The 19172-nt window shown below is 58.5% G+C and carries 18 protein-coding genes; 11 read left to right on the top strand and 7 right to left on the bottom strand.

Annotated features, from left to right (window positions below):
• Window positions 1–18 precede the first annotated feature (18 nt).
• The 3 genes from dgcA to CJU81_RS07805 are packed head-to-tail and all read right to left on the bottom strand — an operon-like array spanning window position 19 to window position 3645.
• A complete protein-coding gene (dgcA, locus tag CJU81_RS07815) occupies window positions 19–2079 on the bottom strand; it encodes a dimethylglycine demethylation protein DgcA (protein ID WP_095036153.1) in 2061 nt (686 codons plus the stop codon).
• A 15-nt stretch (window positions 2080–2094) separates the two neighbouring features.
• Window positions 2095–2625, bottom strand: coding sequence for a 4-vinyl reductase (locus tag CJU81_RS07810; protein ID WP_095036152.1), 531 nt, complete (start codon window positions 2623–2625; stop codon window positions 2095–2097).
• Between the two features lie 42 nt (window positions 2626–2667).
• Window positions 2668–3645: a dipeptidase gene (locus tag CJU81_RS07805; protein WP_095036151.1), complete on the bottom strand. Its 978-nt coding sequence runs from the start codon at window positions 3643–3645 to the stop codon at window positions 2668–2670.
• A 220-nt stretch (window positions 3646–3865) separates the two neighbouring features.
• On the opposite strand from CJU81_RS07805, the gene CJU81_RS07800 reads away from it, so the two are divergent.
• Window positions 3866–4267, top strand: coding sequence for a lysozyme inhibitor LprI family protein (locus CJU81_RS07800; RefSeq protein ID WP_095027537.1), 402 nt, complete (start codon window positions 3866–3868; stop codon window positions 4265–4267).
• A 29-nt stretch (window positions 4268–4296) separates the two neighbouring features.
• The gene (locus CJU81_RS07795) at window positions 4297–4713 is read left to right on the top strand and encodes a DUF3010 family protein (RefSeq protein ID WP_095036150.1); all 417 of its coding nucleotides are present in this window, start codon (window positions 4297–4299) and stop codon (window positions 4711–4713) included.
• On the opposite strand, the gene CJU81_RS07790 is transcribed toward CJU81_RS07795, so the two are convergent.
• The gene (locus tag CJU81_RS07790) at window positions 4703–5650 is read right to left on the bottom strand and encodes a GlxA family transcriptional regulator (RefSeq protein ID WP_095036149.1); all 948 of its coding nucleotides are present in this window, start codon (window positions 5648–5650) and stop codon (window positions 4703–4705) included. The genes CJU81_RS07795 and CJU81_RS07790 overlap by 11 nt on opposite strands.
• A gap of 165 nt (window positions 5651–5815) precedes the next feature.
• Between CJU81_RS07790 and choX the strand changes: the two genes are divergently transcribed.
• From choX to CJU81_RS07765, 5 genes are all read left to right on the top strand, one after another.
• On the top strand, window positions 5816–6742 hold the full coding sequence (gene choX, locus CJU81_RS07785) for a choline ABC transporter substrate-binding protein (RefSeq protein WP_095036148.1): 927 nt from the start codon (window positions 5816–5818) through the stop codon (window positions 6740–6742).
• Window positions 6743–6813: 71 nt separating this feature from the next.
• Window positions 6814–7701 (top strand): 3-keto-5-aminohexanoate cleavage protein, encoded by an 888-nt coding sequence (locus CJU81_RS07780; RefSeq protein WP_095036147.1) that lies wholly within the window; start codon window positions 6814–6816, stop codon window positions 7699–7701.
• A gap of 153 nt (window positions 7702–7854) precedes the next feature.
• Window positions 7855–8820 carry an L-carnitine dehydrogenase gene (locus tag CJU81_RS07775; RefSeq protein WP_095036146.1) on the top strand — a complete coding sequence of 322 codons (966 nt, stop codon included), beginning with the start codon at window positions 7855–7857 and terminating at the stop codon, window positions 8818–8820.
• A 12-nt stretch (window positions 8821–8832) separates the two neighbouring features.
• Complete coding sequence (locus tag CJU81_RS07770) at window positions 8833–9306, top strand: thioesterase family protein (protein WP_095036145.1); 474 nt, start codon at window positions 8833–8835, stop codon at window positions 9304–9306.
• A gap of 110 nt (window positions 9307–9416) precedes the next feature.
• Window positions 9417–9674 (top strand): hypothetical protein, encoded by a 258-nt coding sequence (locus tag CJU81_RS07765; RefSeq protein ID WP_095036144.1) that lies wholly within the window; start codon window positions 9417–9419, stop codon window positions 9672–9674.
• Between the two features lie 43 nt (window positions 9675–9717).
• Here CJU81_RS07765 and CJU81_RS07760 read toward each other — a convergent pair whose 3' ends face one another.
• Complete coding sequence (locus CJU81_RS07760) at window positions 9718–10821, bottom strand: GlxA family transcriptional regulator (protein ID WP_088378748.1); 1104 nt, start codon at window positions 10819–10821, stop codon at window positions 9718–9720.
• A gap of 340 nt (window positions 10822–11161) precedes the next feature.
• Complete coding sequence (locus CJU81_RS07755; RefSeq protein WP_095036143.1) at window positions 11162–12538, bottom strand: L-serine ammonia-lyase; 1377 nt, start codon at window positions 12536–12538, stop codon at window positions 11162–11164.
• 350 nt (window positions 12539–12888) lie between these two features.
• Between CJU81_RS07755 and CJU81_RS07750 the strand changes: the two genes are divergently transcribed.
• The 3 genes from CJU81_RS07750 (at window position 12889) to choV (ending at window position 15925) form a co-directional block, all read left to right on the top strand.
• Entirely contained in the window at window positions 12889–13836 is a 948-nt protein-coding gene (locus CJU81_RS07750; protein WP_095027545.1) for a choline ABC transporter substrate-binding protein, read from the top strand.
• Window positions 13837–13904: 68 nt separating this feature from the next.
• A complete protein-coding gene (gene choW / locus CJU81_RS07745) occupies window positions 13905–14750 on the top strand; it encodes a choline ABC transporter permease subunit (protein ID WP_095036142.1) in 846 nt (281 codons plus the stop codon).
• Window positions 14747–15925, top strand: a complete 1179-nt coding sequence (choV, locus tag CJU81_RS07740; RefSeq protein WP_016782583.1) for a choline ABC transporter ATP-binding protein — start codon at window positions 14747–14749, stop codon at window positions 15923–15925. Before choW ends, choV begins: the two co-directional genes overlap by 4 nt.
• A gap of 125 nt (window positions 15926–16050) precedes the next feature.
• On the opposite strand, the gene CJU81_RS07735 is transcribed toward choV, so the two are convergent.
• Window positions 16051–18003, bottom strand: a complete 1953-nt coding sequence (locus CJU81_RS07735; protein ID WP_254924826.1) for a BCCT family transporter — start codon at window positions 18001–18003, stop codon at window positions 16051–16053.
• A 476-nt stretch (window positions 18004–18479) separates the two neighbouring features.
• On the opposite strand from CJU81_RS07735, the gene betI reads away from it, so the two are divergent.
• Complete coding sequence (gene betI / locus CJU81_RS07730) at window positions 18480–19073, top strand: transcriptional regulator BetI (protein ID WP_016782585.1); 594 nt, start codon at window positions 18480–18482, stop codon at window positions 19071–19073.
• The last annotated feature ends 99 nt before the right edge of the window (window positions 19074–19172 follow it).

Here is a 19172-nt window from a genome sequence, read left to right as displayed (position 1 = left end):
TGAGGGCCAGGGGTGTACTTAAAAATCCTTGCACAACCGCAGCGCGTCATAGATCGCCGCATGCACGTTGCGCTGGGCCACGCAGTCACCGATACGGAACAGCAAATAACCGTCCCCCGCTTCGCTTAAACACGGCTGCGGCTTGATCGCAAACAGGGCTTCGACATCGATCTGGCCCTTGTTGCGCGAATCCGGCTTGAGCCCGTAATACAGCTCTTCGTCAGGACGCACGCCGTTTTCAATCACCACCTGATCGACCACCCGCTCTTCCCTGGTTCCGGTGTATTCGTTCTCCAATACAGCAATCACCTTGTCACCCTCGCGGTAGACCTTCTCCAGCATCATGTCGCCGGTCATGATCACTTCCTTGGGGTACAGGCTGCGGTAGTACGTGGGGAAGGAGGTGCCGCCAATAGCCACGCCAGGCTTGGTGTCATCGGTGACGATTTCGACCTGCGCACCTTTGTCCGCCATATAGTCGGCAACCGACATGCCGGTAAATTCGCAAATGGTGTCGTAAACCAGCACGTTTTTGCCCGGTTCCACCTTGCCGTCGAGCACATCCCAACTGCTGACTACCAGCCCTTCGGCTGCGCCCCAGTGTTCGTTCTGCTCCACAAACGGGTGCCCGCCCACGGCCAGCACCACGATGTCCGGACGCAAGTCCATGATCGTCGCCGCATCAGCCGCCGTGCCCAGGCGCAGGTCAACTTTCAGGCGCGCCAGTTCCAGTTGAAACCAGCGGGTGATGCCAGCCATCTGATCTCGCTGCGGCGCTTTGGAGGCGGTAGTGATCTGCCCGCCGATGGCGTCCTTTTTCTCGAACAGGGTCACGTCATGGCCGCGCTCGGCAGCTACCCGCGCCGCTTCCATCCCCGCAGGCCCGGCACCGACAATCACCACCTTGCGTTTGGCCCCGGTGGATTTTTCGATAATGTGCGGCACGCCCATGTACTCACGGGAGGTGGCGGCGTTCTGAATACACAGCACGTCCAGCCCCTGGTACTGACGGTCAATGCAGTAGTTGGCACCCACGCATTGTTTGATCTGATCGACCTGGCCCATCTTGATCTTGGCGATCAGGTGCGGGTCGGCGATATGGGCACGGGTCATACCCACCATGTCGACATACCCCCCCTCCAGAATCCGCGTGGCCTGGTTCGGGTCCTTGATGTTCTGCGCGTGCAGCACCGGGGCCTTGACCACTTCCTTGATACCGGCGGCCAGATGCAGAAACGGCTCCGGCGGAAAGCTCATGTTCGGGATGACGTTGGCCAGGGTGTTGTGGGTGTCACAGCCCGAGCCGACCACACCGATAAAATCCAGCATGCCGGTATCGTCGTAGTACTTGGCAATTTGCTTCATGTCCTCATGGCTGAGGCCATCAGGGTGAAATTCATCGCCGCACAGGCGGATGCCCACGCAGAAATCAGGCCCCACTTCGGCGCGCACGGCCTTGAGCACTTCAAGGCCAAAACGCATGCGGTTCTCAAAACTGCCGCCCCATTCATCGGTGCGTTTATTGACGCGAGGGCTCCAGAACTGGTCGATCATGTGCTGGTGCACCGCTGACAGCTCCACTCCGTCCAGTCCGCCCTTTTTAGCCCGGCCTGCGGCGCTGGCATAGTTGCCGATCACCCGCCAGATTTCTTCGGGTTCGATGGTCTTGCACGTGGCCCGATGCACCGGCTCACGCACGCCGGAGGGCGACATCAGGGTTGGCCAGTTGAAACCGTCCCAACGTGAGCGGCGGCCCATGTGGGTAATCTGGATCATGATCTTGGCGCCATGCTTGTGCATCGCGTCAGCCAAATTCTGGAAGTGCGGGATAATGCGGTCGGTGCTCAGGTTGACCGAACTCCACCATTCTTGCGGGCTGTCGATGGCCACCACCGATGAGCCACCGCAAATCGCCAGGCCGATACCGCCCTTGGCCTTTTCTTCGTAGTACTGCACATAACGCTCGGTGGTCATGCCGCCATCGGTGGCATACACCTCGGCATGGGCGGTGCTGAGCACACGATTGCGAATGGTCAGTTTGCCGATTTGAATCGGCTCAAACATTGCTTCGAACGCCATATCCCGATCCTCGACTTACAACGGCTTGACGATAAACAGGCCGTGGTCGTGGCCTTCTTCCGATCCGCTATAAACCTGTTCTGCCACGGTGCGGATGTTGCTGCCACGGGCGTGCAGAATCTGGTCCATCGCGCCGGCAAACCAGCCGGTGAACATGTAGTCGACCTTGCGACCGACCTTGCCGTATACGTACACAAAGCAGGAGTGTTCCAGCTTGATGGTCGCGGTGCCTTTATCGAGGTCGATGTCCTCAATCGTGAACCGGCCCCAGCCGCGCTGCGAAAGGCGTTTCATATAGTGCTCGAACACTGCGACGCCTTCGATGCCGTGGCATTCAGCCTCTTTCTCGCACCAGTGCCAGGCGGATTTGTAGCCAGCTTTGTAGAGAATTTCGGCGTAGGCATCAGCACCCAGGACTTCTTCGATACCCATGTGGTTGTTAACGAAAAAGTGTCGCGGCACGTAGAGCATGGGCAGGGCGTCGGAGGTCCAGACACCGGTTTCGCTATCGACTTCGATGGGCAATTGCGGGGCGATTTTAGCCATGGAACAAAACTCCAGAAAATGAGTGAAACTATTGCTGGCGGCTTATTCGCCCCAGACATCCTTGAGCACGTTGACCCAGTTCTCGCCCATGATCTTGCGCACCACGCGTTCGCTGTGGCCGCGCTTGAGCAGGGTTTCGGTGAGGTTGGGAAACTCGCCCACAGTGCGGATACCCAGCGGGTTGATGATCTTGCCGAAGCTGGTCAGACGGCGGGCATAGCCCTTGTCGTGGGTCAGCATTTCGAAAAAGTCCTGACCGTGGCCCTGAGTAAAGTCAGTGCCGATACCGATCGAATCTTCGCCGACAATATTCATCGTGTATTCGATCGCTTCGGCGTAGTCGTCGATGGTCGAGTCGATGCCCTTGGCCAGGAATGGCGCGAACATGGTCACGCCGACAAAGCCGCCGTGGTCGGCAATGAATTTGAGTTCGGCGTCGGATTTGTTGCGCGGGTGCTCTTTGAGACCGGACGGCAGACAGTGGGAGTAGCAGACCGGCTTTTTCGACTCCAGGATCACCTCTTCCGAGGTTTTCGAGCCGACGTGAGAGAGGTCGCACATGATCCCGACACGGTTCATTTCAGCCACTACTTCGCGGCCAAAACCCGAGAGCCCGCCATCGCGTTCATAGCAGCCGGTGCCCACCAGGTTCTGGGTGTTGTAGCACATCTGCACCACGCCAACGCCGAGCTGCTTGAAGATCTCGATATAGCCCAGCTGGTCTTCAAAGGCATGGGCGTTCTGGAAGCCGAAGATGATCCCGGTCTTGCCCTGCTCTTTCGCTCGACGGATGTCAGCAGTGGTCTTGACCGGGATCACCAGGTCGCTGTTGTCGCGAATCAGGGTCTGGCTGGCGACGATATTATTGATCGTGGCCTGAAAGCCCTCCCAGACCGACACGGTGCAGTTGGCCGCAGTCAGGCCGCCCTTGCGCATGTCTTCAAACAGTTCGCGGTTCCATTTGGCAATGATCAGCCCGTCGATAACGATGCTGTCGGCGTGCAACTCGGCTGGGCTCATCAGGCGTCCCCTTGTTGGTGTTTGCTGCGCCGAATCGTCTGCCGGCGCTATTGGGGCCAGCATAGGCCTGGGGTCAAAACCAGCCGGGTGCAAAAGCGACAGCGTAATTGCCGAAAGCGTCAACTCGCGACAAAGCCGCCAACAGCAATGTCATGAGCCAGCTGTTCTTTGGCTCACGCATAAGCCAGAATCGGCCCCAACTATGGATTAGGAAGCGGCAATGAAATCGATTCTCCTGGCCTTGGCATTGATCACCGGCGGCGCCCATGCAGCTGAAAATGCCGACTACAACCCGTGCGACGCGGTGGAAAACGACCGCCAAACCCTGGCGTGCTCGGTGTTCAGCAAAAATGCGGCCGAGCAGTTGCTGACCGAAAACTACGAGGCCCTGCAGGAACGCATGACTTCGCTGTACGGCAGTAACGCCACCCAGCTCAATAACATCCTGAGCAAGATCAAGACCGCTCAGGCCCTGTGGCTGCACCAGCGCGACGCCGATTGCGCAATTGCCGTGTTCCCCGCGACCGCCGGTACCGAAGCGTTCAACATCGCCCAGAACGACTGCATGGCGCGCATCAGTGACGACCGCTCGGAGTTTCTGGAATCGATCGGGCAGGACTGATTTTCAAACTTGATAAAACCAGGGTTCTTATGACTATTTGCGGTATCGAGATCAAAGGCAGCGAAGCCATTTTTGCAATGGCTACCCAAGGCGCCAATGGCCTTGAACATGTGGCCCTGGCCACCAAAAAAATCGCCCTTGACGATGATGACGAAGCCGCCAACGTCAAGGCTTTCGCGGTGCAGTTGGCAGGTTTTGTAAAGAGCAACGGTATCACCCGGATCGCGATCAAGAAGCGCAGCAAAAAGGGTGAATTTGCCGGTGGCCCGACCACGTTCAAGATCGAAGGCATCATCCAGTTGCTGGACGATTGCGAGGTGCAGTTGCTGTCGCCGCAGACCCTCAATGCGCAATACAAGAAACACGCCTTCGACCTGCCGGCCTCGCTGAACAAGTATCAGCATGAGGCGTTCAAGGCGGCGTGTGCGGCATTGCTCAAGGGTTAGTAACGGCTACCCGATCCTGCCTCGGCGCACAGCTAAACCGCGCCCGGTAACTGCGGGTAAAATAGGACGGTGATTCAAAGCCGCAGGCAATGCTGATGTCCAGCACGCTCATGTCGGTCTGCCGCAGCAGTTGCCGGGCCTTTTCCAGACGCAGACCGAGGTAGAAGTTGCGCGGGGTGTCGTTCAGGTGCAAACGGAACAGACGCTCCAGCTGGCGCCTTGTAACCTTGATGCCAAGCGCCAGTTGCGCGGTGCTCAGTGGCGGCTCACTGTGTTGTTCCATCTCGCCAATCACCTGCACCAATTTTTTGTTATGGATGCCATAACGGCTGGCGACCTGCATGCGCTGGTGGTCTTTGCGCTGACGGATACGGCCAAGCACGAACTGCTCGGACACCTGAATCGCCAACTCTGGCCCATAAGCCTGGGCTATCAGGTCCAGCATCAGGTCGATCGAGGCAGTGCCGCCCGCACAGGTGATGCGCTGGCGATCAATCTCAAACAGCTCTTGAGTCACCTGCAGCTTGGGGTATGACTCTTTGAACGCTTCCAGCGCCTCCCAGTGCAAGGTCAGGCGATAGCCGTCGAGCAAGCCCGCCTGCGCCAGCACCACGCTACCCGTGTCGATGCCGCCCAAGGTTACGCCGTCGTTGTCCAGGCGTCGCAGCCACTGAATCAGGGCCGGGGTCACGTGGGTCAGCGGATCAAAGCCGGCCACCACCAACAACGTCGCACCGGCTTTAAGTGCCTCAAACCCGCCTTCGGCATTGACCGACATACCGTTGCTCGCCAACACGGCGCCACCCCCGCAACTGAGCACATGCCAGCGGTACAGCTCACCGCGAAAACGGTTGGCCACCCGCAGCGGCTCGATGGCCGAAATAAAGCCCATTGAGGAAAAGCCGGGCAGCAGAAGGAAGTAAAAATCCTGGGCCATAGGGGGGCTCTCAAGTCGGTTCAGCGGATTGAACCACAGTCAGGTCGCTGCAGTGCAAATCCACGTCGCCCCAGTGCGGTTGCGCAGCACGCCGTCTGCGTACCTTGGTATCACGGTGCACAAAGACGCCGATCCTCCAATAACAACCTGCCGAGGCCCCTCCCCATGAAACGACTGATCAGCTGTTGCCTGTTGGTACTGAGCCCCTACGTGTTGGCGGCTGAAGATGCTTCGTGCAAGAACGTACGCATGGGTGTGGTCAATTGGACCGATGTAATAGCCACCAGCGCCATGGCCCAGACCCTGCTCGACGGTCTGGGCTATAAAACCAAACAAACCAGTGCCTCACAGCAAATTATCTTCGCCGGCCTGCGTGACAAGCGGCTGGACATGTTTCTGGGTTACTGGAACCCGATCATGAACCAGAGCATTACCCCGTTTGTGGACGCCAAACAGGTCACGATACTGGCCGAACCGAGCCTTAAAGACGCCAAGGCCATGCTTGCCGTTCCGACCTATATGGCTGACAAGGGGCTCAAAAGCTTTGCTGACATTGCCAAATTCGAGAAAGAACTGGGCGGCAAGATTTACGGGATCGAACCGGGCTCCGGCGCCAATACCCAGATCAAGGCCATGATCGAGAAAAACCGGTTTGGCCTGGGCAAGTTCCAGTTGGTGGAGTCCAGTGAAGCCGGCATGCTCTCGGCGGTGACCCGCGCAGTTAATCGCAATGAGCCGATTGTGTTCTTCGGTTGGACCCCACACCCGATGAATATTAATCAGGACATGACCTACCTGACCGGCAGCGAAGGCGCTCTGGGCCCGGATGAAGGCCTGGCCACAGTATGGACAGTCACCACCCCGGACTACGCCAGCCGCTGCCCCAATGTCAGCCGTTTGCTCAGCAACCTGACCTTCAGCGCCGAAGACGAGAGCCGCATGATGCAGCCGCTGCTCGATCACAAGGATGCTCAAGCCTCTGCCCGGCAGTGGCTCAAGGACCATCCGCAAGACCTGCAGCGCTGGCTTGAAGGGGTGACCACGGTAGACGGCAAACCCGCTGCCGAACACCTGAAACTCAGCGCCAAATAATTCAACACTGAGCCCGCCTCGCAGCCTGCAATGACTGCGGTGTGGCGCACTACGCCCCAAGGAAATGCCCCATGAACCACGACGTCATCATCACCTGCGCACTCACCGGTGCCGGCGACACCAGCGGGCGCAGCCCTCTAGTACCGGTCAGTCCCAAGCAAATTGCCGAAGCTGCCGTAGAAGCGGCCAAATCCGGAGCCACAGTGGTGCATTGCCATGTACGTGATCCAAAGACCGGACAGTTCAGCCGCGATGTAGCGCTGTACCGCGAACTGATGGAGCGCATTCGCGAGGCGGATATCGACATCATCGTCAACCTCACCGCCGGGATGGGTGGTGACTTGCATATCGGCCCCGGCGAGAACCCGATGGAGTTTGGCCCCAACACCGATCTGGTCGGGCCGCTGACCCGTCTGGCTCACGTCGAGGAGCTGTTGCCGGAAATTTGCACCCTGGACTGCGGCACCCTGAACTTTGGCGACGGCGATACGATTTACGTGTCCACCCCGGCACAGCTGCGGGCGGGCGCCAAGCGGATCCAGGAACTTGGGGTTAAAGCAGAACTGGAAATTTTCGACACCGGCCATCTGTGGTTCGCCAAACAGATGATCAAGGAAGGCCTGCTGGATGACCCGCTGTTTCAGCTATGCCTGGGTATCCCGTGGGGCGCTCCGGCAGACACCACCAGCATGAAAGCCATGGTCGACAACTTGCCGCCTGACGCGGTGTGGGCCGGTTTCGGCATTGGTCGCATGCAAATGCCGATGGCCGCGCAGGCGGTGCTGTTGGGCGGCAACGTGCGGGTCGGGCTTGAGGATAATTTGTGGCTGGATCGCGGGGTTCTGGCCACCAACGGGCAACTGGTGGAGCGCGCCACAGAGATCCTCAGTCGCCTGGGCGCCCGGGTACTGAGCCCGGCAGAAGGCCGGGTGAAGATGGGGCTTAAAGAACGCCGCTAAGCAATTACGCAGCAGCATTGCCTGTGGGAGCGAGCCTGCTCGCGAAGGTCGTCAACGATAACGCCTGTTAACTGAGTTATCGCGCTGCCCTTGGGGCCTTCGCGAGCAGGCTCGCTCCCACGCAATCTCATTATTTTTATCCAGGAGCACGCCATGAGCTTTATCACCGAGATTAAAACCTTCGCCGCCCTGGGCAGCGGCGTCATCGGCAGCGGCTGGGTTGCCCGCGCCCTCGCCCACGGCCTGGACGTGGTGGCCTGGGACCCGGCCCCCGGCGCCGAAGCGGCCCTGCGCAAACGCGTCGCCAAAGCCTGGCCAGCACTGGAAAAAAGCGGCCTGGCTGAAGGCGCATCCCAAGACCGGCTTAGGTTTGTCAGCACCATTGAAGAATGCGTGCGCGATGCCGATTTCATTCAGGAAAGTGCCCCGGAGCGACTCGACCTGAAGCTTGAACTGCACAGCAAAATCAGCGCCGCCGCCAGACCCGATGCATTGATCGGTTCCAGCACCTCGGGCCTGCTGCCCAGCGAATTTTATGAAACCTCCACACTCCCCGAGCGTTGCATCGTCGGGCACCCGTTCAACCCGGTCTACCTGCTGCCACTGGTCGAGGTGGTGGGCGGGCAAAAAACCGCACCCGAGGCCATTCAGGCGGCGATCAAGGTCTATCAGTCACTGGGCATGCGCCCCCTGCATGTGCGCAAGGAAGTGCCCGGGTTTATTGCCGACCGCCTGCTCGAAGCCTTGTGGCGCGAAGCGTTGCACCTGATCAATGACGGGGTAGCCACTACCGGTGAAATTGACGATGCCATCCGCTTCGGCGCGGGTTTGCGCTGGTCGTTCATGGGTACCTTTATGACCTACACCCTGGCCGGAGGCGATGCTGGAATGCGTCACTTCATGAACCAGTTCGGCCCGGCCCTGAAACTGCCGTGGACCTACTTGCCTGCACCCGAACTTAGCGAAAAACTGATCGACGATGTGGTTGAAGGCACCACTGAACAACTGGGTCAGCACAGCATTGCCGCACTGGAAAGCTATCGGGATGACTGCCTGCTGGCGGTGATGGAAGCGGTTAACGCGACTAAACTCAAACATGGCATTGCCATCAACGATTGAACGAGGTTCAGCATGCCCGCGCTCACCACCTACACCACGCCCATTCTTGAAGAATGGGTCGATTACAACGGCCACTTGCGCGACGCCTTTTACCTGCTGATTTTCAGCTACGCCACTGATGCCCTTATGGACCGCCTGGGGCTGGACAGCCAGAACCGCGAAGCTGGCGGCCACTCCTTGTTCACCCTTGAAGTGCACCTCAATTACCTGCACGAAGTGAAGCTGGGCACTCAAGTGGAGGTGCACACCCGGCTTATTGGCCATGATAAAAAACGCCTGCATGTTTATCACAGCCTGCATCGGATCGGTCATGAGCAAACCCTGGCCGCTAATGAGCAAATGCTGCTGCATGTCGACCTGGCCGGTCCGCGCTCGGCACCGTTCAGCGAACATACGCTTGCGCTGTTGCAGGCCATAGAACGCCAGCAACGTGATCTGCCGAAACCTGACCATGTGGGTCGAGTGATTGCCTTGCCTGTGCCTTAAAACGACCTGTTCTTAGGCATATCAGACATATCACCGAACCGCCCTTGCCCACTGGCCAAAGCCCTACCAGAATCAGACTTCGATCGCGCTTTGTAGAAGGATAAACAGTCATGATGCACGCGGATTTGATTGATGAGCAGGATCTGGTTGGCCAACTGCGCTCGCTGGGCTTTGAAGTGTCAGGCACGGCGGAGCAGGCCTGCACTGCGGCAGTCTGTGGGCTGAACGAGACCAATGCTCGCGCCCTCAAGGGTTTTGTCGAAAAGCTCTACACTGGCAGCGCAACCATCTTGCCTGCGGTGCGCGAGGCCATTGACCGGCAGTTGCTGCCGGGCCTGGCGCAGTTCAAGCAGAGCAAGGCCGGGTAAAGTAAAGGCGCCCTCTCCCTCCGGGTAAGGGCGCTTTGGCCTGTTAAATCCTCACACTGGCAAACGTAGATTCGTTGCGCGCCTGATTCAACGCCGACATCGGCCCGGCCAGCGGCGCCAGCAACAGGGACTGCGGGATCTGCACCAGGGTGGTTTGCTGCGCCGTATTGGAACCCACACGCTCGTCCCGTGGCGGAATACCAAAGTATTCGCGGTAGCACTTGGAAAAATGCGGCGTCGACACAAAGCCGCACACCGCAGCCACTTCGATAATCGACATCGGCGTTTGCTTGAGCAACTGTCGCGCCCGCACCAGGCGCAATTTCAGGTAATAGCGCGACGGCGAACAATGCAGGTACTTCTGGAACAAGCGTTCGAGCTGACGCCGTGACACGGTTACATACACCGCCAGCTCATCAAGGTCGATGGGCTCTTCGAGGTTGGCTTCCATCAACGCGACGATTTCCTGCAGCTTGGGCTGGTTGGTACCCAGCATGTGCTTGAGCGGTACGCGCTGGTGGTCCTGCTCGTTGCGGATGCGTTCATACACAAACATTTCCGAAATCGCTGCCGACAGTTCACGGCCATGATCGCGGCTGATCAGGTGCAGCATCATGTCCAGCGGCGCGGTGCCGCCCGAACTGGTGAAGCGACTGCGGTCGAGGGTAAACAGCCGCGTGCTCATGGCCACCCGCGGGAAGGCTTCCTGCATCGAGGCCAGGCATTCCCAGTGCACGCTGCAATCAAAACCGTCGAGCAAGCCGGCATAGGCCAGGGCCCAGCTGCCGGTGCACACGGCACCCAGGCGACGTGACTGGCGCGCCTGGCTTTGCAGCCATGACACATGCTCACGGGTCACGGTGCGCTGAATACCAATACCACCACAAACGATGACCATATCCAGCGCCGGAGCCTTGTGCATGCTGGCGTCGGGGGTCACCTGCAGGCCATCACTGGCCCAGACCTGGCTGCCATCGGCGCTAAGGGTGCTCCAGCGATACAACTCACGGCCCGACAACTGGTTGGCCATCCGCAAGGGTTCTATCGCGGATGCCAGGGAAATGAGCGTGAAATTGTCCAGCAGCAGAAAGCCGATGGATTGAGGCGTACGGTTCTGGGGTTGGACCCCGGAGTTGAACGACGTCATCGCGGTATCTCCTCACACAAAGCGGGTGATGGCCTCAGGCGCAGGCTCTTGTTATTACCCTCGTTTCACGGGGCTTTAAGATAACAACGCAAATGCCATGCCTAAACTTGAATGGCTATTCAACAAAGCCTGAAAACGACGTCGCAATGTGTCTGGACAGCTGATGGGAAAACGCCGGTTAAACGCGGGTACACAGGTGCTGACCGACGCCGTTGAGCACATCGGTAGCACTTGTGGGAAGGATGTAGGAGCAGCTCGGTTACAGAATGTCACCTAAAGTACGAGTGCGCCAAAACGGGTCGGTGTGCGCTGAAAAAGCGCTACCCCAGGTGATTGAGGCTCAGCATTCCACCGCGCTGACCGCCAGGCCGCCGCGCGAGGTTTCCTTGTATTTGTCGTGCATGTCGGCACCGGTGTCGCGCATGGTGCGGATCACCCGGTCCAGAGAGATAAAGTGCTGGCCATCGCCACGCAAGGCCATCTGCGCTGCGTTGATCGCCTTGACCGCTGCAATGGCATTACGCTCGATGCATGGCACTTGCACCAGTCCGCCCACCGGGTCGCAAGTCAAACCCAAATTGTGCTCCAGGCCAATTTCAGCGGCGTTGCACAGTTGCTCCGGGGTGGCCCCGAGGATTTGCGCCAGCCCCGCTGCCGCCATCGCACAGGCCGAGCCGACTTCGCCCTGACAACCCACCTCAGCCCCGGAAATCGACGCATTCTTCTTGCACAAAATACCGATCGCCGCCGCGCTCAGCAGGTAGTCGACCACATGGGCTTCGCTGACTTCATCGCTGAATTTCATAAAGTAGTGCAGCACGGCCGGGATGATCCCCGCCGCACCATTGGTGGGTGCCGTGACCATGCGCCCGCCGGCTGCGTTTTCTTCGTTGACCGCCAGGGCGAACAGATTGACCCATTCCATCGCGCTCAAGGTCGAGCCGATCACATTGGGTTTGCCCAGTTCCTGCAGGCTGCGGTGCAGGCGCGCCGCACGCCGGCGCACATTGAGGCCGCCGGGCAGGATGCCTTCATGTTTCAGGCCTTGCTCCACGCAATCTTGCATGGCGCGCCAAAGCTTGATCAGACCGCAGCGGATTTCATCTTCGCTGCGCCAGATGCGTTCGTTGGCCATCATCAAGGCCGCCACGCTCAGGTGGTGTGTGCGACACAGATCAAGCAGCTCGACAGCACTATTGAAATCGTAAGGCAATTCAGTGCGATCCATGTCCAGTACGCCACTGGCCGCTTGCGCCGCATCCACTACAAAGCCACCGCCTACCGAGTAGTAGGTATCGCCATGCAATATGCCGTGCCCGCTGTACGCTACCAAAGTCATGGCATTGGGATGAAACGCCAGGTTCTCGTCAATCAGGCGCATGTCCTGCGACCACTCAAACGGAATCGGCAGATGGCCGTCGAGTAACAGGGTGCGGGTTTCGCGCAGCTGTGCAATACGCGAACCAATGCAGGAAGGGTCAATCGCGTCGGGCCATTCCCCCATCAAACCCATGATGACCGCGTTGTCACTGCCATGGCCAATGCCAGTGGCCGACAGCGAACCATACAGCTGCACCTCGATGCGGCTTACCTGTTGCAACTGGTCGCGCTCACGCAAGCCCTGAACAAACAGCGCAGCCGCCCGCATCGGGCCCACGGTATGGGAGCTGGAAGGGCCGATACCGATCTTGAACAGGTCAAACACGCTGATAGCCATGAGCACGAACCTCGGGGGTGAATACCTGCATCATGGGGTGTTTGCCAGGGGCGAAAACGTCCAGCTACGACCCGCCTTTGCCTGCCAGCGCCCCAGGCGTTTTATAGGCATGAAAAAGGCAGTTTTCAGGCCCCATTCGTCTAGATACGACCTCGCAGGTATCAGATACGACCCTGCCTGTACTGGTTGCGACGCCCCCTGTAGGCGTTTGATTTTCGCTGTTACATGATCAGTCCTGACTCGATTGCAAGATGCGCTGGCAATACGCCCGCCAGGCATCGCCCAACTGCAACTGATACGTGCGGCTTTTCGATCGAAAAACCGCAACCCGGACACACAGGAGTCGTTCCATGACACATTCCTCATCGTTGTTGTTGGCTGCATTGCTGAGTCTGCCCGTCATCACCCAGGCAGCAGAACCGGAGCAATGCAGCACCGTCAATTTCTCGGATGTCGGCTGGACCGACATTACCGTCACCACTGCCGTTACCAGCGAAGTGCTCAAGGGCCTCGGCTACAAAACCAAAACCACCATGATTTCCGTCCCGGTTACCTACAAGTCGCTGGCCGATGGCAAGAACATGGACGTGTTTCTGGGCAACTGGATGCCGACCATGGAAAACGACATCAAGGCCTACCGCGACGCAGGCACCGTCGAGACCGTGCGCGCCAATCTGGAAAACGCCAAATACACCCTGGCCGTACCCCAAGCGCTCTATGACAAGGGCCTCAAAGACTTCTCCGACCTGCCCAAGTTCAAAAAGGAGCTGGACGGCAAGATCTACGGCATCGAGCCGGGCAACGACGGCAACCGCATGATCCAGACCATGATCGACAAAAACGCCTTCGGCCTGAAGGACGCCGGCTTCAAAGTCGTGGAGTCCAGCGAAGCGGGGATGCTGTCGCAGGTCGATCGCGCCCAGCGCCGTGGCACCGACGTGGTGTTCCTGGGCTGGGAACCGCACCCGATGAACACCCGCTTCAAAATGAAATACCTCACCGGCGGCGACGAATTCTTCGGCCCCAATTATGGCCAGGCAACCATCTACACCAACACCCGCAAGGGCTACTCCGAGCAATGCAGCAACGTCGGCCAGTTGCTGAAAAACCTGGTGTTTACCCTCGACATGGAAAGCACCCTGATGGGCAAGGTGCTGGACGACAAGATCAAACCCGACGCGGCCGCCAAAGCCTGGCTCAAACAGAATCCACAAGTGCTCGAAACCTGGCTGGCAGGCGTCACCACGGTGGATGGCAAACCGGGGCTTGAGGCCGTTAAAGCCAGCCTTGCGAAGTAATCGCGGGCGCCGGGCGGTAACTGCACCCGGCTCCGTTTCAATTCCCCTGCATGCGGACGTTCACTACCATGCTGATTGATCAAAAAATCCCTCTGGGTGATTACATCGCACGCTTCGTCGAATGGCTGACCCAGCACGGCGCCAGCATTTTCGATGCCATCGCCAGCACACTGGAAGCCATGATCCACGCCGTGACCTTTGCGCTGACCTGGTTCAACCCCTTTGTGTTTATCGGGCTGATTGCCCTGCTCGCCCACTTTATCCAGCGCAAGTGGGGGCTCACGGTTTTTGTGGCGCTGTCGTTTCTGCTGATCCTCAACCTGGGTTACTGGCAAGAGACCATGGAAACCCTGGCCCAGGTGCTGTTCGCCACGTTTGTATGCGTGATTATCGGCGTACCGCTGGGAATCCTCGCGGCCCACAAACCCATGTTCTACACATTTATGCGTCCGGTGCTCGACCTGATGCAGACCGTTCCTACCTTCGTTTACCTGATCCCGACCCTGACCCTGTTCGGTCTGGGCGTGGTGCCGGGGCTTATCTCCACAGTGGTGTTTGCCATTGCCGCGCCGATCCGCCTCACCTACCTGGGCATTCGTGACGTCCCCCATGAGCTGCTCGATGCGGGCAAGGCGTTTGGCTGTTCGCGGCGCCAGTTACTCACCCGTATCGAGCTACCCCACGCCATGCCGAGCATCGCCGCCGGGATTACCCAGTGCATCATGCTGTCGCTGTCGATGGTGGTGATTGCTGCGCTGGTGGGTGCCGATGGCCTGGGCAAACCGGTGGTCAACGCACTGAACACCGCCGATATCGCATTGGGCTTTGAAGCCGGGCTGGCGATCGTGCTGCTGGCCATCATGCTCGACCGTATCTGCAAGCAGCCGGACGCCAAAGCGGGAGCCGACGCATGAGTATTATTCGTTTCGATAATGTGGACGTGATCTTCGCTAAAGACCCGCGTGAAGCGCTCAGCCTGCTGGATCAAGGCCTGTCGCGGGATCAGATCCTGAAAAAAACCGGGCAGATTGTCGGCGTTGAAAAAGCCAGCCTGGACATCGACAAAGGTGAAATCTGCGTACTGATGGGGCTGTCAGGTTCTGGCAAGTCCAGCCTGCTGCGTTGCATCAACGGGCTCAATACGGTCAGCCGTGGCCAGTTGTATGTAGAGCACGAAGGCAAACAGATCGACATCGCCTCGTGCACCCCCGCCGAACTGAAGATGATGCGCACCAAACGCATCGCCATGGTGTTTCAAAAGTTCGCCCTGATGCCCTGGCTGACGGTGCGCGAAAACATCAGCTTTGGCCTGGAGATGCAGGGCCGCCCCGAGAAAGAACGCCGCACGCTGGTGGATGAAAAACTTGAGTTGGTGGGCCTGACCCAATGGCGCAATAAAAAGCCCGATGAGCTGAGTGGCGGTATGCAGCAGCGGGTTGGCCTGGCGCGGGCGCTGGCGATGGACGCCGATATCCTGCTGATGGATGAACCCTTCTCGGCGCTGGACCCGTTGATCCGCCAGGGCCTTCAAGACGAGTTGCTGGAACTGCAACACAAGCTGAACAAGACCATTGTATTTGTCAGCCATGATCTGGACGAAGCGCTCAAGCTGGGAAGCCGCATTGCGATCATGAAAGACGGCAAGATCGTGCAGTACAGCAAGCCCGAAGAAATTGTGCTCAACCCTGCCGACGACTATGTACGCACCTTTGTGGCCCACACCAACCCGCTCAACGTGCTGTGCGGGCGCAGCCTGATGCGCACACTGGACAACTGCAAACGCATCAACGGTTCGGTGTGTATCGACCCGGGGGATGACTCGTGGATTGACCTGGCCGAGGGCAACACCATCAAGGGTGTGCGCCAGGGCGCCAGCGTCGTGGACCTGCAACACTGGAAAACCGGCCAGGCGGTAGAAGGCCTGGGGCGTGGGCCCACGCTGGTAGACAGTGGCATCGGCATGCGCGATGCACTCCAGATCCGCTACCAGACCGGCAACAAACTGGTGCTGCACGACAATCACAAAGTGGTGGGGATACTGGGCGATACAGAGCTGTATCACGCGTTGCTGGGCAAGAATCTGGGGTAGGCATTACCCTCACCCCAACCCTCTCCCAAAGGGAGAGGGAGCTGACTTGTGGAGATATTGAGTCAGCATGCGGTCAGTCCCCTCTCCCTCCGGGAGAGGGTTAGGGAGAGGGGCTTTTGCAGCACTTAGCTATAAACACGGCCAAGGAGTTGGCGATGGCTTTCAAACTGATCGAGCACATCACGGCTGATTTGCTCCTGGGTGAAGCCCATCAGGTCGTACTCCTGGTTGCCGTTGTGCAGGTACACCTCGGCCCGGTAATAACGACTGCGCACTTCATCAGCGTTGCTGGCGTCCTGTTCCGACTCGCTCGGTGCAGCCAGATAGCCGTCCAGGCTGACTTCGTAGACAAACGGGTTGCCTTCTTCCATCTCCACCCGCAGGCCCATGCAACGCTTGGCGCTGCCCAGCAGGGTTTGCACGTCCAGGCCCTGGCTGCGCAGTTGTGCCGCAGCGTCTTCCAGTGCCGGGGTCACACGCTTGTCCATAAAGCGCTGCACCACCGCTTGAGTCGGTTGCAGGTCTTGTGCAGTCAAACGCTCGCTGAAACCACGACGGCCTCGGGCAGCCAGTTCTGCTTGCTCCTGTTCGACCAGGGTGTCCTGACGCATTGCCTTGTGCAGGCCGAACATAAACAGCACCAACACCACCGAGAACGGCAGGCCTGCCAGCACCACCATGGTTTGCATGGCGGCGAAGTTACCGGCAAACAACAGACCGATGGTTACCAGTGTGATCACCGCCGACCAGAAAATCCGCAGCCAGTGCGGTGCATCCTCATCCACGTCGCCACCTTTGCAAGAAAGGTTGGCCATCATCACGGCACCCGAGTCCGCCGGGGTCAGGAACAATACAAAACCGACAAAGATCGACACGCCGATCACAATTTTCGACGCCGGGTAGTGCTCAAGCAGTTGGTAAATAGCCATCGACGGCTGCTCAAGCGCCGTTTTGCCCAGCTCCACGGCACCGTGGTTAACCACCAGGTCCAGCGCCGAGTTACCGAAGATCGACAACCAGGCCAGGGTGAAGCCCAACGGAATCAGCAGCACGCCCGCCACCAGTTCACGCACCGTACGACCACGGGAAATACGTGCGATAAACATCCCTACGAATGGGGCCCAGGAAATCCACCAGGCCCAGTAGAACAAAGTCCACAAGCCCAGCCAGCCTTCGGTTTTCTTGTTGTCGCCTTCGTACACGTACAGGTCGAAGGTTTTCATCACGATACCGTTGAGGTAATCGCCGGTGTTTTGCACAAAGCCATTGAGCAGGTGCAAGGTAGGCCCGAACAACAACACGAAAATCAGCAGGCCACTGAACAGGATAATGTTCAGGTTGGACAGTCGGCGGATACCGTTTTCAACGCCCGATACGGCAGCGATGGTTGCCACGGTGCTCATCACGATAATCACGATAAGCAGGTTGGTGTTGCTGTGCTCCATGCCGAACAGGTTCTCAAGCCCCGACGACACTTGCATCGAACCAATGCCCAGGTTGGTAACCAGACCCAGCAGCGTCACGAACATGCCGAAGCCGTCCACCGCATGGCCCGCAGCACCTTTGACCCAGCGCTCGCCCATCAACGGATACAGCGCCGATCGCAGCGCCAGCGGTTGGTTGTGACGGTAGGCAAAATAGGCCACGGCCAGACCGACCAGCGCATAAATCGCCCATCCATGCAGGCCCCAGTGCAGGAACGTCAGTTGCAACGCCTGACGCGCCGCTTCATGGCTGCCCGACACGCCTTCAGGCGGGTTGAAGTAGTGATCCAGCGGCTCGGATGCGCCGAAGTACAGCAGCGAAATACCGATGCCGGACGAAAACAGCATTCCGGCCCAGGCTCCATAGCTGAAATCCGGGGTGTCCTGCTTGGTGCCCAGTTTCAGTTTGCCGTAAGACGAAAACGCCAGACCGACCACAAAGATCAGGTAAGCGGCAATCACCACCATGTAGTACCAGCCGAAGCTGCGCGACAGCCATTCCTGGGCAATACCCAGAATGCGGCCCGCTTCTTCGGGGGCGATGATCAGAATGGCAGTCAACAAAAGTATCAAGGCAGTGGAGGTGTAAAACACCCAACCGTTGACCGTCACCTTTTGCGGTGGGGTCTTTATAAGAGAGGCAGAACTCATTGCACGGGTGCTCCAGGGAGTGCGAGACAAGGACTTAAGGCAACGCACCACACGACCATTCGCCTAGATAGCGACCAACGGTCGAGTGATATAAAGACACCGCTAAAAAACCGGACCCGCCCAGACCGCGTTCAAAACCTGTGTGCGTCCCCTTGAAATCAAGGGCTGCCCCGCGTGGTCTGATGCGTTGTGCCTGTTTGGATCTCCCGTCAGCGCCTGCGAAAGCCTGCTTCTGCTTGGGTTCCATGGGAATTTACCGTGTCGATTTGCGCCATTCATGCGTAGGAAAACGACATAAATCGCGACGATTTGTCGCAGAGCTTATTCTTTGTTGATTGAACGTTCAATCAAAACAAAATAGACTGGCTGCCGTTCAGTGATGTTTTTGCACTGCTCGCCGGCCCAAGGAGATTTGCGAAATGCCCAAGGTCGGTATGCAACCCATACGCCGCCAGCAGTTGATCGAAGCCACATTGACGGCTGTCGACCAGGTCGGGATGGCAGATGCCAGCATTGCGCTGATTGCCCGTCTGGCCGGTGTGTCCAACGGCATCATCAGTCACTACTTCAAAGACAAGAACGGTCTGATTGCCGCCACCATGCGGTACTTGATGAATGTCTTGATCGATAACGTCACCGAGCGCCGCCAAGCGCTGGCCGACGACAGCCCGCGGGCTCACTTGCAGGTGATCGTTGAAGGCAACTTCGACGCCAGCCAGGTCAATGGCCCGGCAATGAAAACCTGGCTGGCCTTCTGGGCCGCCAGCATGCACCAACCGTCGTTGCACAGATTGCAGCGCATCAACGACCACCGCTTGTACTCCAATCTGTGCTGCCAGTTCCGCCGAGTACTGCCCCAGGCCCAGGCCCGCAATGCAGCACGGGGCCTGGCAGCGCTGATCGATGGTCTATGGTTGCGGGGTGCCCTCTCCGGTGACGGCTTCGACACCGACCAGGCACAACGCATCTGCTACGAATATATGGATCTACAACTGGCGAAACAGGTGAGTTAGGCCTCAATCAATGCTTAACCCCTGAACTGTCGTGAGTTTGAGTTGCCCCAATCAGATGGCACCCGGCTCACGATGACCGCCAACCACTTATGCACTTGC

Source organism: Pseudomonas fragi, assembly GCF_002269505.1.
In the GTDB taxonomy this organism is placed as follows: Bacteria; Pseudomonadota; Gammaproteobacteria; order Pseudomonadales; family Pseudomonadaceae; genus Aquipseudomonas; species Aquipseudomonas fragi_D.
Note: the sequence above shows the minus strand (reverse complement) of the source record. Positions and strands in the feature narration are given on the sequence as shown.